A 14,848-nucleotide genomic window follows, 5' to 3' on the forward strand; every position below is an offset into this window, starting at 1 on the left:
GCTCAGCCCTCGCCCAGCAGCTTGCCGTCGGCGGTCTCGAACTGGGTCTTGAAGCTGTCGACGGCGTCGCCGAGCGCCTGGACGGTGTCGTCCGACATCTTGGCGCCCTCGCGGATGCCGGTCATCAGCGAGGCGTGCTCGCGGTGCAGGAAGTCCAGCAGCTCCTTCTCGAAGCGGCGGATGTCCTCGACCGGCACGTCGTCCATCTTGCCGTTCGTGCCCGACCAGACGGAGGCGACCTGGTCCTCGGTGGCGAACGGCTGGTACTGCGGCTGCTTCAGCAGCTCGACCATGCGCTTGCCGCGCTCCAGCGCCCCCTTGGAGGCGTCGTCCAGGTCCGAGCCGAAGGCGGCGAACGCCTCCAGCTCCCGGTACTGCGCGAGGTCGACCCGGAGCGAGCCGGTGATCTGCCGGATCGCCTTGTGCTGGGCCGAGCCGCCGACGCGGGAGACGGAGATGCCGACGTTCAGCGCCGGCCGCTGGCCCGCGTTGAACAGGTCGGACTCCAGGAAGCACTGGCCGTCGGTGATGGAGATCACGTTGGTCGGGATGAACGCCGAGACGTCGTTGGCCTTGGTCTCCACGATCGGCAGGCCCGTCATCGAGCCCTTGCCCATGTCGTCGGAGAGCTTGGCGCAGCGCTCCAGGAGGCGCGAGTGCAGGTAGAAGACGTCGCCCGGGTACGCCTCACGGCCCGGCGGGCGGCGCAGCAGCAGGGAGACGGCGCGGTAGGCGTCGGCCTGCTTGGAGAGGTCGTCGAAGACGACGAGGACGTGCTTGCCCTGGTACATCCAGTGCTGGCCGATGGCCGAGCCGGTGTAGGGGGCGATGTACTTGAAGCCCGCCGGGTCGGACGCCGGGGCCGCGACGATCGTCGTGTACTCCAGCGCGCCGGCCTCCTCCAGCGCGCCGCGCACGGACGCGATGGTGGAGCCCTTCTGGCCGACGGCGACATAGATGCAGCGGACCTGCTTGTCCGGGTCGCCGGAGCGCCAGTTGTCCCGCTGGTTGATGATCGTGTCGACGCAGAGCGCGGTCTTGCCGGTCTGGCGGTCGCCGATGACCAGCTGGCGCTGGCCGCGGCCGATGGGGGTCATGGTGTCGACGGCCTTGTAGCCGGTCTCCATCGGCTCGTGCACGGACTTGCGCTGCATCACCGTGGGGGCCTGCAGCTCCAGGGCGCGGCGCGCCTCGCCCTCGATCTCCCCGAGCCCGTCGATCGGGGCGCCCAGGGGGTCCACGACGCGGCCCAGGAAGCCGTCGCCGACCGGAACCGACAGGACCTCGCCGGTGCGGCGCACCGGCTGGCCCTCCTCGATGCCGCTGAATTCACCCAGGACGACCGCGCCGACCTCGCGCTCCTCAAGGTTGAGGGCGAGGCCGAGGGTGCCGTCCTCGAACTTCAGCAGCTCGTTCGCCATGGCCGAGGGCAGCCCCTCGACCTTCGCGATGCCATCGCTGGCACTGCTGACCGTACCGACCTCTTCGCGCGAGGCCGCGTCCGGCGTGTACGACTGGACAAAGTTCTCCAGCGCGTCCCGGATCTCATCCGGCCGGATCGTGAGCTCCGCCATCTGGGTTCCCTGCTCTCCTCGTTGGGCCCGTTGTCACACTTCGGGGGGCTTGGGGGTCGTCCCCCAAAGACTGCTCTGTACGGCCCAACTCGGGCCGCTGTCGTGCTTGTTGAGTTGGCTTGTTGAGTTGGTGGTCAGCCGGCCATACGGCGCTGCGCCTCGTCGATACGGTCCGCGATCGAACCGTTGATCACCTCGTCGCCGATGCGCACCGTGACCCCGCCGAGGACCTCGGGGTCCACGTCGAGGTTGAGGTGCACCTGCCGCCCGTACAGCTTGGCGAGGGCGGCCCCGAGGCGCTGCCGCTGCTGATCCCTGAGCGGCACCGCCGAGGTGACCACGGCAACCGAGCGGTTGCGGCGCTCCGCGGCCAGCTTCGAGAGGGCCTCCAGCCCTCCCTCCAGGCTACGTCCCCGCGGCTGGGTCACAAGGCGGGTCACCAGCCGCTCCGTGGCGGGCCTGGCCCGGCCCCCGAGCAGGCCGTGCAGCAGCCCCGCCTTGGCCTCGGCCGGGGCCGTGCGGCTGGTCAGCGCGGAGCGGAGCTCGGACGAGGAGGAGACGGTCCGGGAGAACCGGAACAGCTCGTCCTCGACCTCGTCCAGCGAGCCGTCCCGCTCGGCGGCGACGAGGTCGGCGGCGTCCGCCAGCTCCTCGACCGCGTCGCACAGGTCGCGCGGGGAGGACCAGCGGGCCCGGACCATGCCGGAGACCAGGTCCACGGCGGCGCCGCCGAGCTGACCGCCGAGTACCCGCGCGACCAGCTGCGCCTTGGCCTCGCCGTCCTGCGCCGGGTCGGTGAGGACCCGGCGCAGCGACACCTCGCGGTCCAGGAGCGCGGTGACGGCGGCGAGCTCGTCGGCCAGCCGGGCCGCGTCGACCGGCGTGTTGTCGGTCAGCGCGGCCAGGCTCTCCCGCGCGGCGGCCAGGGCCTCGCGGCTCGCTCCGTTCATCGGCTCGCCCCGCTCTCCGCGCCGTCGGATCCGGCGGTGCTGTCGGCCTTGGCCTCCAGCTCGTCCAGGAACCGGTCGATGGTGCGGCTCTGCCGGGCGTGCTCCTCCAGGGACTCGCCGACCAGCTTGCCCGCCAGCTCGGTGGCGAGCTGGCCGACGTCCTGCCGGAGCGTCTGCGCGGCCTGCTTGCGGTCGGCCTCGATCTGGGCGTGGCCAGCGGCGATGATCTCCTCACGCTGCCGCTGGCCCTCCGCGCGCATCTCGGCGATCAGCGCGGCGCCCTGCTCCTGGGCGTCGGCCCGCAGCCGGGCCGCCTCATGGCGGGCCTCGGCGAGCTGGTCCTTGTACTGCTGGAGGACCTCGGCCGCTTCCTGCTGGGCCGCGTCGGCCTTCTCGATGCCGCCCTCGATGGCTTCACGGCGCTCGTCCAGAACCTTGTTGATGCTCGGGAGGAGCTTCTTCCACAGGAAGAAGAAGACGATGGCGAATGCGATCAGGCCGATGACGAGCTCTGGGATCGGCGGAACGAGCGGGTTCTGCGGAACCTCGGTCTCCGCCATGTGTACCAGGGCGATCACGTCAGTGCCTTCCGTCGGAATTCAGGTGGTTCGCTCGGTATGTCAGGAACGGAAAACGAAGCCCATGACGATGCCGATGAGCGCCAGCGCCTCACAGAAGGCGAAACCGAGGATCTGGTTCTGCCGGATCAGGCCGGCGGCCTCGGGCTGACGGGCCAGGGCCTGGGTGCCGTTACCGAAAACGATGCCGACGCCGATACCGGGGCCGATGGCGGCGAGACCGTAGCCGATGGAGCCGAGGTTGCCGGTAACACCGTCGTCGGCGGCGAGGTTGACCATTTCCAGAGCAGCGGACATGCCGTTACTTCCTTCTCTGTACGGACCGGTGGGGGTTGGCCACCGGACATCTAGGGGGTGGGCGGAGGCGGGTGCGCTCAGTGTTCCTCGGCGAGCGCGCCCTGGATGTAGGTGCAGGTCAGGAGGACGAAGACGTACGCCTGAATCACCTGGATGAACAGCTCGAAGGCGATCATCACGACCGTCATGACGAAGGAGACGGCCGAGTAGGCGATCCCGATGCCGTTCAGCATGTACCAGGTCGCGATGGTGAAGAGCACCACCAGCATGTGGCCGGCGAACATGTTGGCGAAGAGCCGGACGGCGTGGGTGAAGGGGCGGATCACCAGGTTCGAGAAGAACTCGATGACCATGACCAGCGGCAGCACCCCGCCGAGCGACTTGTCATACCCCGTGAAGTTCTTGAAGGCCCCCACGAACCCGTGGCGCTTGAACGTGAGGCTGACCCAGACGACGTAGACCATCAGCGCCAGGGCGAGCGGGATCGAGAAGATGGAGGTCACCGGGAACTGGGCGAGCGGGATGACCGACCAGAGGTTCATCACCCAGACGAAGAAGAAGAGCGCCACCACCATGGGGACGTACTTCTCGCCCTCCTTCTTGCCGATGGTCTCGTAGACCACTCCGCGCCGGATGAAGTCGTAACCCGCCTCGCCGACCATCTGCAGCTTGCCCGGCACCAGCTTGGGCTTGTTGAAGGCGGCCCAGAAGAACCACACGATGACAAGCGTGCCGACGAGGGCGAGCAGGATCGGCTTGTTGAAGTCGAAGCCGCCGATGCTGAACATCGGCTCGAAGACGAACGAGTGGAGCCCGGGAGCCTCGAAACCGCAGCCGTCGAAGATGTGGCAGTCGGTCTCGAAGGCGAGCATCTGGTCAGCACTCACCGCTAGCTCCTTCTGCGTGGCACATAAATACGGCTACCTCGTTGTGTCGGCACGGCGCGCTGCCGCGGAACGGCACTGGTCTGTGTCTTGCAAAGTCTGACGATTCAGGGGGCGGCGGCTATCAGGAGGCGAAAATGTCCGTTCCGTCCCGTGGAACGCGACATGCTCGGCCGCCGGGATCTGCGGCGCCGCAGTTGGCACCGGACGATAGCAGTTACTCGAACGCCCGCTTATCCCGCCCCTACGTGTCCGGGAGGTCCCTCGCGTCACGAATTGGCCCCCGAGGTGGCGGCCTTCGCGTCGCCCCCCGCGGCGGACTCGGGCTCCACATACATGATCTTTGCCTTGAGATACGCCCTGCCCTGCGCGACGACCCACACAACGGTCGCGCCGAGCAGGGTGAAGGCGAAGGTGTCGGTGTCGAAGAGGGTCGTATCCCGGAACACCACGAGAACGACGAACAGCAGCAGGATCTGCACCAGGTAGAGCAGCAGGCCCATCGCCTGGAAGAGATGCGGCAGGGACCGCGCGGTGCGCTGGAGGACGAACAGGCCCATCCCCATGAAGAGGATCACCACGAGTGCTCCGGCCGCCGCGCCGATCGCCCCCTTGCCGCCGGCGAACACGCCGCTGGTGGCCGCGGCCACCATGCCGGCCGCGGCAGTGGGGACGGCGCAGTGCGACAGCATGCGGGCGTCGTTCGACTGCATGGGGGTGCTCCGCAGAATCGGGGTCTTCTGTCGTCGGGTGACGAGACTATCCCCGGCATGAGGACTCCGCCTCGCACCGAAGGGCCTGAGCGGGGAGGCCGTTCGGCAGGTCACCGGGTTTAGTGAACGCTATCACAAACTATTTGATGAGGTCTTTACCTACTTCGTGTGCTGCCCGTCACACGGAGGGGTTGGGGACGGCCTGGCCCATTGACGGCTCAAGCGGCGTCCGGTATGCGCCGGTTGCCCCGTCACCGGCGGCTCTCGACCGAACGGGAGTTGCCCGACTCCTCCCGCGCCCCCAGCGCCGTGGCCCCGTGCAGCCCGGCCAGCGCCGGTTCGCGCGCATCCTCCGGCTCCCCCTCGGCCGGGGCCTGAGCGGCGGAGTGCATACGCTGCCGACGTCGGTACCGAGGCGGAACCAGGGCGTACGCCCAGCGCGGAACCCGGGGCGTGAAGCGCGGCAGCAGCAGGACGACCAGCCCGACGGCGCTCAGCAGCACGATGGTGAGCACGATCACCAGGCTGGAGGACTGCACCGAGAAGGCCACAGCGCCGAACGCGATCAGCGCCGCCCAGAAGTACATGATCAACACCGCGCGGCTGTGCGAGTGGCCGATCTCCAGCAGCCGGTGGTGCAGATGGCCCCGGTCGGCGGCGAACGGCGACCGCCCGTTCCAGGTGCGCCGCACGATCGCCAGGACCAGGTCGATGAACGGCACCGCGATGATCGTCAGCGGCAGCATCAGCGGCATATAGAGCGGAAGGCTCATATGCACCGCGCCGCGCTCCGAGCCCGCGTTCTCCGCCAGCAGGTCCGGGTCCACCTGGCCGGTGATCGAGACCGCGCCCGCGGCCAGCACCAGGCCGATCAGCATCGACCCGGAGTCCCCCATGAAGATCCGCGCGGGGTGCATGTTGTGCGGCAGGAAGCCCAGGCACATGCCCATCAGCACGGCGGCGAAGAGCGTGGCGGGGGACGCGCCCTCGAAGCCGTAGCCGTACCACATCCGGTACGCGTACATGAAGAACGCCGTGGCGGCGATGCAGACCATCCCCGCGGCGAGCCCGTCCAGCCCGTCCACGAAGTTCACGGCGTTGATCGTGATCACGACCACCGCCACGGTGAGCAGCGTGCCCTGGAGCGGGGTCAGCGCCACGTTCCCCACCCCCGGCACCGGCAGCCACAGAATGGTCAGGCCCTGGAGCACCATCACACCGGCGGCGATCATCTGCCCGCCCAGCTTGACCAGCGCGTCCACGCCCCACTTGTCGTCCAGGACGCCGATCAGCCAGATCAGCCCGGCCCCGGACAGCAGCGCCCGGGGTTCGTCGGAAAGGGTGAAGGACTTCCCGATGTTCGTCAGTTGCGCGGCCACCAGCAGCCCGGCGCACAGCCCGAAGAACATCGCGATCCCGCCCAGCCGGGGAGTCGGCTCCCGGTGCACGTCGCGGGCCCGCACAGGAGGCGCTGCGCCCGCCGCGATGGCGAACTTCCGCACCGGCCCGGTCAGCAGATACGTGACCGCGGCCGTGACGCACAGCGTCAGCAGGTATTCCCGCACGTGCTCCCCTGGGTTCTCAGTGACCTCGGCAAGACTTCTGGTGCCACAGCGTAGAGCCTGACCGGCGCGGACCGCACCGATCAGTGATCTGCCCCTGAGCGTACTTCGCGGTCCGCGGGCGCATACTGGCTGGTCGCGCAGTTCCCCGCGCCCCTTCGGGGCGACACGGTTCGCGGCAGCCTGGCGTCAGGACGCGCGTGCGGTGACGCCGGTCAGGGCGGTGACCACCGGTTCCAGCGCCCGGCCGATCTCGTCGCCGACGCTGCGGAAGTACGGGATGGGGGCGCCGTAGGGGTCGTAGATCTCGTCGGCCTCCTGGCTGGGGGCCAGCAGCCAGCCGCGCAGCGCCGCCGCGGCCTGCACCAGCGCGCGGGCCCGCTCCACCACGTCCTCGGCGGTCCGCGGCGGGGGCAGCGTCGCGGGGTCTATCGCCCGCACCAGCCGGGTGAACTCCTTCAGGGTGAAGGTGCGCAGCCCCGCCGAGTGCCCCATGGAGATCACCTGCGCGCGGTGGTCGCGGGTCGCGGTGAGCACCAGATCGGCCCGGATGACGTGCTCGTCCAGCAGCTCCCGGCCGCGGAAGCCGTCGGAGTCGGCGCCGTGCTCGCGCAGCACGGCCACCGCGTTCTCCTCCATCGGGGCGCCCTCGTGCCCCCAGGTTCCGGCGCTCTCCACGACCAGCCCGCCGATGCGCACCCCGCCCAGCCGCGCCGCCAGGGCATGCCGCGTCAGCCGCTCGGTGATCGGCGAGCGGCAGACGTTGCCGGTGGAGACGTGGAGGATACGGAACGCGCCAGAGGCGCCGCTTATGCCGTCGGCCCCCGCAGCACCACGCCCTTGGGGGGCAGTCACTGCGCGGAGCCCCCGCTCTGCCGGGGCTCCCGTACCGGCGCTGTGCGGGACGTCACGAGGCCACCTCCAGGTCGGGTACGACCTTGCGGAGCTCCTCCTCGGTGACCGCGCCGGCGCGCAGCAGCCGCGGCACCCGGCGCGTCACATCGACGATGGAGGACGGCACGGAGTCCGGCGTGGGCCCGGCGTCCAGATACACGGAGACGGACTCGCCCAGCATCTCCTGCGCCGCGTCGCAGCCCTGCGGCGCGGGATGCCCGGTGAGGTTCGCCGAGGAGACGGCCATCGGCCCGAACTCGTTCAGCAGCTCGATCGCGACCGGGTGCAGCGGCATCCGCACGGCGACCGTGCCGCCCGTCTCGCCCAGGTCCCAGGTGAGCGACGGCTGGTGCTTGGCGACCAGGGTGAGCGCACCCGGCCAGAACGCGTCCACCAGCTCCCAGGCCATCTCGGAGAAGTCGGTGACCAGCCCGTGCAGGGTGTTCGGGGAGCCGATGAGCACGGGAGAGGGCACACCCCTCCCCCGGCCCTTGGCCTCCAGCAGATCGCCGACCGCGTCCGGGCTGAAGGCGTCGGCACCGATGCCGTAGACGGTGTCCGTCGGGAGCACGACCAGCTCGCCTCGGCGGACCGCCGAAGCGGCCTCGCGCAGACCGGTCTTGCGGTCGGTCGCGTCGGTGCAGTCGTATCGCCGTGCCATCGGAATCCTCCTCGAACTGCTGCGGGTGCTCCGCGTTTCCTCAATCGATGGCGTGCTGTCTTGGGGCTGCGGTCAGAGTGCGACCGCGTCCGGCCCGCGGGCCGGGAGGGAAGCCATCCCGTGCTCAGGCACGGACCGGCGGAGCCACGTCTACGGCACCTCCCTGCGGGCCGTGGTGAAGCGGGGCCGGTTGTTCAGGTCCGGGTGGTCCGCGGCGTCGGCCCAGCCGCGGTCCTCCGCGAACACCCACGGGACCTGGCCGCCCTGGGTGTCGGCGTGCTCGACGACGACGATGCCGCCGGGCCGCAGCAGCCGGTGCGCGGCGCGCTCCAGGCCGCGGATGACGTCCAGGCCGTCCTCGCCGGAGAACAGCGCCAGCTGCGGATCGTGGTCGCGGGCCTCGGGCGCCACGTACTCCCACTCGGTGAGCGGGATATAGGGCGGGTTGGAGATCACCAGGTCCACCTGCCCGTCCAGCTCCGGGACGGCGGTGAGCGCGTCCCCGCGGTGCAGGGTGACCCGGGAGCCCTCGACGTTCTTGCGGGCCCAGCCGTAGGCCCCCTCGTCCAGCTCGACCGCGTGCACCCGGGAGCGCGGCACCTCCTGCGCGAGGGCCAGCGCGATGGCGCCGGAGCCGGTGCACAGGTCGACGATCAGCGGCTCGACCACGTCCATCGCGCGGACCGCGTCTATCGCCCAGCCGACCACCGACTCGGTCTCCGGGCGCGGCACGAAGACCCCCGGGCCGACCTGGAGTTCGAGATAGCGGAAGAAGGCGCGCCCGGTGATGTGCTGGAGCGGCTCGCGGGCCTCGCGGCGGGCGACGGCCTCCCAGTAGCGCGCGTCGAAGTCGGCGTCGGCGACGCGGTGCAGCTCACCGCGGCCCACGCCGTGTACGAAGGCGGCCAGCTCCTCCGCGTCGAACCGCGGCGAGGGCACGCCCGCGTCGGCCAGCCGCTGTGTGGCCTGCGCCACCTCGGCGAGCAGCACGTTCATGGGTCGTCTCTCCCTCTCACCGCTCTCCCGCGCGGTTCACTGCGCGGCGGCCAGCTTGGCAGCGGAGTCCGCGTCGACGCACGCCTGGATGACCGGATCCAGCTCGCCTTCGAGCACCTGGTCGAGGTTGTACGCCTTGAAGCCGACGCGGTGGTCCGAGATCCGGTTCTCCGGGAAGTTGTACGTCCGCACCCGCTCGGAGCGGTCCACGGTGCGCACCTGGCTGCGCCGCGCGTCGGACGCCTCCTTCTCCGCCTCCTCCTGGGCCGCGGCCAGCAGCCGGGCGCGCAGGATGCGCAGGGCCTGCTCCTTGTTCTGGAGCTGGCTCTTCTCGTTCTGGCAGGAGACCACGATGCCCGTCGGCTCGTGGGTGATGCGCACGGCCGAGTCGGTGGTGTTCACCGACTGGCCGCCGGGCCCGGAGGAGCGGTAGACGTCGATCCGCAGGTCGTTCGGGCTGATCTCCACATCCACCTCCTCGGCCTCCGGGAGGACCAGCACCCCGGCCGCCGAGGTGTGGATCCGGCCCTGCGACTCGGTGGCCGGCACCCGCTGCACGCGGTGCACCCCGCCCTCGTACTTCAGCCGGGCCCACACGCCGTGCCCCGGCTCGCCCTGGCCCCCGTCAGAGGACTTGCGCGCCTTCACGGCGACCTGGACGTCCTTGTAGCCGCCGAGGTCGGACTCCTGGGCGTCGATGATCTCGGTCCGCCAGCCGTACCGCTCGGCGTAGCGCAGATACATCCGCAGCAGATCGCCCGCGAACAGCGCGGACTCGTCGCCGCCCTCGCCCGCCTTGATCTCCAGGATGACGTCCTTGTCGTCGCTGGGGTCGCGGGGGACGAGCAGCAGCCGCAGCCGCTCGGTCAGCTCCTCACGGCGCCGCTCCAGCTCCTTGACCTCGTCGGCGAAGTCCGGATCCTCGTCGGCCAGCTCCCGGGCCGTGCCGATGTCGTCCCCGGTCCGCTTCCACTCGCGGTAGGCGGCGATGATCGGGGTGAGCTCGGCGTAGCGCTTGTTGAGCTTGCGGGCGCCCGCCTGGTCGGCGTGGATCGCGGGATCGGCGAGCCGCCTTTCGAGGTCGGCGTGCTCGCCGACGAGTTCCTCGACCGCCTCGAACATCGTGAGTGTCCCTTTGCATGGAGAGGTGAGCCGCCCTGGTGTGCCGTGCGGTGCCCGCGGAGAAGCACCAAAAGCGCCGGCCGGGCCGCCCGAGCTGGGCGGCCGCGGACCGGCGCTGCGGGGTCGCTACTTCTTGGCGGCGGTGCCGGCGTTCTTGCCGAAGCGGGCCTCGAAGCGGGCCACACGGCCACCGGTGTCGAGGATCTTCTGCTTGCCGGTGTAGAAGGGGTGGCAGGCCGAGCAGATGTCGGCGCGGATCACGCCTTCCGACACGGTGCTACGCGTCGTGAACGAGTTTCCGCAGGTGCAGCTCACCTGGGTCTCGGTGTACTCCGGGTGGATGTCGCGCTTCAAGGTCACTCCTAGGTTCGGGAGGGCGCCGGGTCGGGAGACGGTTTGTCCCCCGTGAACCGGGGCCGACGGTCCAGTTTGCCACTGGTGCCCGCACCCCCCAAAACCGGGGGCCGGGCCCGGTTATTCCGCGGCCCCGGGCGCCGCCCGGTCCGGTGCGGCCGGGCTCTTCGTCCCCTTCGCCGCCGGGCGCTTCGTCCCCTTGACGACCCCGCCGAGGTCCGTCTCGTCGCCCGCCGTGTCCTTGGTGGCGTCCTCCGGGACGGCCCGGTCCTGCCTCAGCGCCGTCCAGACCTGCCGGGCCTTGCGCTCCATGGGGACCACGCGGTTCGGGTTGGCCGGGTCGTAGCGCACGGGCAGCGTCGTCATCTGGATGTCGCCGGACTTGATGCCCTGCAGGGTCCTGGCCAGCCCGGCCAGCTCGCCCACCGAGTCCAGCTCGGAGTCGGTGGTGATGGCCGAGGTGGCGGCGTCGGCCAGGTCGTAGAGCCGCTTGGGGTTGCCGAACAGCCCGACGCTGTTCACCTGGTCCAGCAGCGCCTTGATGAACGCCTGCTGGAGCTGGATACGGCCCAGGTCGCTGCCGTCGCCCACGGCGTGCCGGGTGCGGACCAGGCCGAGGGACTGCTCCCCGTCGAGGGTGTGGGTGCCCGCCTTCAGATCGAGGTGGCTGTCCTTGTCCTTGATCGGCTTGTTGGTGGTCATCTTCACCCCGCCGAGGGTGTCGATGAGCTTCTTGAAGCCGGTGAAGTCGACCTCGATGTAGTGGTCCATCCGCACGCCGGAGAGGGACTCCACGGTCTTGACGGCGCAGGCCGGGCCGCCGACCTCGTAGGCGGTGTTGAACATGGCGCGCTGCGCGGGGACCTTCGTGCCCTCCGGGGTGGCGCCGGCCTCGCCGTCCGCCTCGCAGCCGGGGCGCTGGACGAGGGTGTCGCGCGGGATGGAGACGACGCTGGCCCGGTCGTGGTCCTTGTTGACGTGGACGATCATCGCGGTGTCCGAGCGGGAGCCGCCCTCGTCCTTGCCGTACTTCGCGTTGTCGCCCTCGCGGCTGTCGGAGCCGAGGACCAGGATGTCCAGGGAGCCGCCCGGGATGTCGGCCGGCCGGTCCGTGCCCAGCGCGGCGTTGATGTCGACGCCGTCGATGTTGCCGTTCAGCTTGAAGTAGACGAAGCCGAGGCTGCCGCCGCCCAGGACGACGGCCGCGCCGACGGTCCAGGCGACGGCGCGCATCGCGCGCTGCCGGCCGCTGCGCGGCCTGCGGCGGCGGCCGGTGGCGCGTATGCCCCGGGCGCGGCGCTCGTCCGCCGCCGGGCCGTGAGTGCTCTCGCCCGCCATCTCCACTTCCCTTGCCTTGCTGCTCGGCCGTGCTGTCTCGGGTGGGACGTCGTCCCGGCCGGAAGGGTTGCACAGTGCCTGGCCACGGTGTGTGAACCGTGGGTTGCGGGTCGGGACCTCCGATTCGGCCGAACACCCCGCGCTATCCCGTTCTACCTGCGACGACGCCACAGCGCCCGGCGACGTGGCGGAGGTGTCCCGAGGCAACGGTCTGTGGTCAAGCTCTCAACAGCCAGAACACGGCGAGGGCCGCCCCACCGCGACGGGTGGGACGGCCCTCACCGGATAATCCGACCGGGTGACGCGCCGGACGGGTCAGTCCGTGCCGTTGCCGGGCGCCGGCGTCGTCTTCTGGATCTGGAGCAGGAACTCGGCGTTGGACTTCGTCTGCTTCATCTTGTCCAGCAGCAGCTCGATGGCCTGCTGCTGGTCCAGCGCGTGCAGCACCCGCCGCAGCTTCCAGACGATCTGCAGCTCCTCGCTGGCCATGAGGATCTCCTCCTTGCGGGTGCTGGACGCGTCCACGTCCACCGCCGGGAAGATCCGCTTGTCCGAGAGCTTCCGGTCGAGCTTCAGCTCCATGTTGCCGGTGCCCTTGAACTCCTCGAAGATCACCTCGTCCATCCGGGAACCGGTCTCGACCAGCGCGGTGGCGATGATGGTCAGCGAGCCGCCGTCCTCGATGTTCCGCGCGGCGCCGAAGAACCGCTTCGGGGGGTAGAGCGCGGTGGAGTCCACACCGCCGGACAGGATGCGCCCGGAGGCCGGGGCCGCCAGGTTGTAGGCGCGGCCCAGCCGGGTGATCGAGTCCAGCAGCACGACCACGTCGTGGCCCAGCTCCACCAGCCGCTTGGCCCGCTCGATGGCCAGCTCGGCGACCGTGGTGTGGTCCTCGGCGGGGCGGTCGAAGGTCGAGGAGATGACCTCGCCCTTCACCGACCGCTGCATGTCGGTGACCTCCTCCGGACGCTCGTCGACGAGGACGACCATCAGGTGGCACTCGGGGTTGTTGTGCGTGATCGCGTTGGCGACCGCCTGCATGATCATGGTCTTGCCGGTCTTCGGCGGAGCCACGATCAGACCGCGCTGGCCCTTGCCGATCGGCGTGACCAGATCGATGATCCGGGTGGTCAGCGCGCCCGGCTCGGTCTCCAGCCGCAGCCGCTCCTGCGGGTAGAGCGGGGTGAGCTTGGTGAACTCCGGCCGCTGCCGGCCGCCCTCCGGGGCCATCCCGTTGACCGAGTCCAGCCGCACCAGCGCGTTGAACTTCTCGCGCCGCTCGCCCTCGCGCGGCTGCCGCACCGCGCCGGTGACGTGGTCGCCCTTGCGCAGCCCGTTCTTGCGGACCTGCGCCAGCGAGACGTACACGTCGTTCGGGCCCGGCAGATAGCCGGAGGTGCGGACGAACGCGTAGTTGTCCAGGATGTCCAGGATGCCGGCGACCGGGATCAGGACGTCGTCCTCGGCGATCTGCGGCTCGGCCCCGAAGTCGTCCCGGCCCCGCCGTCCGCGGCGGTCCCGGTAGCGGCCCCGGCGGCCGCGGCGACCGCCGCCGTCGTCGTCGAAGTCGTCCCGGCGGCCCCCGCCGCCCTGGTTCTGGCCCTGGCCCTGGCTCGGGCCCTGACCCTGGCCTTGGCCCTGACCCTGGCTCTGGCCCTGGCCCTGGCCCTGCTGGCCACCGCCGTCGCCGTTCTTGTTCCGGTTGCGGTCCCGGTCGCGCTGCCGCTTGGACTGGCGGTCCTGCTGCTTGCCGCCGTCCTGCGCCTGCCCCTGGCCCTGCCCCTGGCCCGGTGCGCCCTTGGCGGCCGGGGCTGCGTCCTTGCCGTCCCTGCCGTCCCTGGTGTCCTTGCCGTCCCTGGTGTCCCTGGCCTGGCCGGGCTCCTGCCGGGGCGCCGCGTCCGTACGGCCCTCCGCCGCCTCGGCCGCCTCGGCGGGCCGGCCGCGGCGGGTGCGGCCGCCCTCGGCGGGACGCTCCTCGCCCTCGTGCTGCCCGGGGATCTCGATCTGCTGCTGGGCCGCCTCGGCCGCCGCCTCGGCCCGCTCGCCGGTGCGCGCCCGGGAGGTGGTGCGGCGCTTCGGCTTCGGCTCGGTGCCGTCCGCGGCGTCCGCGGCCTCGCTGGTCTTGGACTCCTTGGCGTCCTTGCTGGTGGCGGACGCCTTGGTGTCCTTGCTGTCCTTGCTGTCCTTGGCTGACTTGCTGCCGGCGGCGGCCGGGGCGTCGGCGGACTGCGCCGAACTCCCGCTCGCCTGCCGCTCCTTGATGACCTCGATCAACTGGCTCTTGCGCATCCGCGCGGTGCCCTTGATCCCGAGGCTGGAGGCGACCTGCTGGAGTTCGGCCAGAACCATGCCCTCAAGCCCCGTACCGGAGCGCCGACGCCTGGGTGCGGCACCGGTGGCAGGCGAGGCGGAAGCGTCCGTTGCAGCAGGCGCCGCGGCACCGTCGGCTGCGGTATCGGCGTTCACGCCCATCAGATCGGTGGTGTCGCTCACGAAGGGTCCTTCCCTGGAGCGGACGTCGGCCAGTCTGGCTCGGCGACCGGTTGTGCTGTCCGGCTGGAGTCCCGTGCTCGCGGACCCGACCGGGGCGGTGGTCCCGCCTGGATGTACGGCGGGGAGATCAGTACGTGGGTTCGGCGTGAAGCGTAGACAGGGGTGTCTTTCACGTCGGCTCCGGAGCATGCTCTGCGCTGCCCGGTAGCGTGGCAGGCAGTGTGGGAAGCTCCTGGAGGAAGAGGTGGCCCCTACTGGTCCTACCAGGGGAACACACAAGCACCGCACTCTTCGAGCCGCCACGGTTTCGTACGCGGGACCCACGAGACTGCGAGTGCAGACTTGAGGTTAACACTACCGGATCCAACAAACATTCCCCCTCTCGAAGACCGGCAATCGACTCACTGGGGCGCGCGGCCGCCCGCCCCCTCC

14 protein-coding genes are annotated in these 14,848 nt (G+C 70.6%); all 14 read right to left on the reverse strand.

Going from position 1 to position 14,848, the window contains the following annotated elements; genetic code table 11:
• Positions 1-2: 2 nt before the first annotated feature.
• Complete coding sequence (gene atpA / locus G5C65_RS03425; protein ID WP_165297078.1) at positions 3-1,574, reverse strand: F0F1 ATP synthase subunit alpha; 1,572 nt, start codon at positions 1,572-1,574, stop codon at positions 3-5.
• 134 nt (positions 1,575-1,708) lie between these two features.
• On the reverse strand, positions 1,709-2,524 hold the full coding sequence (locus tag G5C65_RS03430) for a F0F1 ATP synthase subunit delta (RefSeq protein WP_165297079.1): 816 nt from the start codon (positions 2,522-2,524) through the stop codon (positions 1,709-1,711).
• A complete protein-coding gene (locus G5C65_RS03435; RefSeq protein ID WP_165297092.1) occupies positions 2,521-3,084 on the reverse strand; it encodes a F0F1 ATP synthase subunit B in 564 nt (187 codons plus the stop codon). The genes G5C65_RS03430 and G5C65_RS03435 overlap by 4 nt, the downstream gene beginning before the upstream one ends.
• A 60-nt stretch (positions 3,085-3,144) precedes the next feature.
• Positions 3,145-3,399 carry an ATP synthase F0 subunit C gene (gene atpE, locus G5C65_RS03440; RefSeq protein WP_165297080.1) on the reverse strand — a complete coding sequence of 85 codons (255 nt, stop codon included), beginning with the start codon at positions 3,397-3,399 and terminating at the stop codon, positions 3,145-3,147.
• A gap of 77 nt (positions 3,400-3,476) precedes the next feature.
• On the reverse strand, positions 3,477-4,271 hold the full coding sequence (atpB, locus tag G5C65_RS03445; protein WP_165297093.1) for a F0F1 ATP synthase subunit A: 795 nt from the start codon (positions 4,269-4,271) through the stop codon (positions 3,477-3,479).
• Between the two features lie 281 nt (positions 4,272-4,552).
• A complete protein-coding gene (locus tag G5C65_RS03450; protein WP_165297081.1) occupies positions 4,553-4,996 on the reverse strand; it encodes a Cg1360 family ATP-synthase-associated protein in 444 nt (147 codons plus the stop codon).
• A 251-nt stretch (positions 4,997-5,247) separates the two neighbouring features.
• A complete protein-coding gene (locus G5C65_RS03455) occupies positions 5,248-6,561 on the reverse strand; it encodes an MraY family glycosyltransferase (RefSeq protein WP_165297082.1) in 1,314 nt (437 codons plus the stop codon).
• Positions 6,562-6,747: 186 nt separating this feature from the next.
• Entirely contained in the window at positions 6,748-7,413 is a 666-nt protein-coding gene (locus tag G5C65_RS03460; RefSeq protein WP_165297083.1) for an arsenate reductase/protein-tyrosine-phosphatase family protein, read from the reverse strand.
• Between the two features lie 52 nt (positions 7,414-7,465).
• The gene (locus G5C65_RS03465; RefSeq protein ID WP_165297084.1) at positions 7,466-8,113 is read right to left on the reverse strand and encodes an L-threonylcarbamoyladenylate synthase; all 648 of its coding nucleotides are present in this window, start codon (positions 8,111-8,113) and stop codon (positions 7,466-7,468) included.
• 150 nt (positions 8,114-8,263) lie between these two features.
• Entirely contained in the window at positions 8,264-9,109 is an 846-nt protein-coding gene (gene prmC, locus G5C65_RS03470; RefSeq protein ID WP_165297085.1) for a peptide chain release factor N(5)-glutamine methyltransferase, read from the reverse strand.
• Positions 9,110-9,145: 36 nt separating this feature from the next.
• A complete protein-coding gene (gene prfA / locus G5C65_RS03475; protein WP_165297086.1) occupies positions 9,146-10,231 on the reverse strand; it encodes a peptide chain release factor 1 in 1,086 nt (361 codons plus the stop codon).
• Positions 10,232-10,357: 126 nt separating this feature from the next.
• Positions 10,358-10,585, reverse strand: coding sequence for a 50S ribosomal protein L31 (rpmE, locus tag G5C65_RS03480; protein ID WP_165297087.1), 228 nt, complete (start codon positions 10,583-10,585; stop codon positions 10,358-10,360).
• Between the two features lie 120 nt (positions 10,586-10,705).
• A complete protein-coding gene (locus tag G5C65_RS03485; RefSeq protein WP_165297088.1) occupies positions 10,706-11,923 on the reverse strand; it encodes an LCP family protein in 1,218 nt (405 codons plus the stop codon).
• 315 nt (positions 11,924-12,238) lie between these two features.
• A complete protein-coding gene (gene rho, locus G5C65_RS03490) occupies positions 12,239-14,416 on the reverse strand; it encodes a transcription termination factor Rho (RefSeq protein ID WP_165297089.1) in 2,178 nt (725 codons plus the stop codon).
• Positions 14,417-14,848 lie beyond the last annotated feature (432 nt).

It is taken from the genome of Streptomyces boncukensis, from assembly GCF_011045075.1.
Lineage (GTDB): Bacteria > Actinomycetota > Actinomycetes > Streptomycetales > Streptomycetaceae > Streptomyces > Streptomyces boncukensis.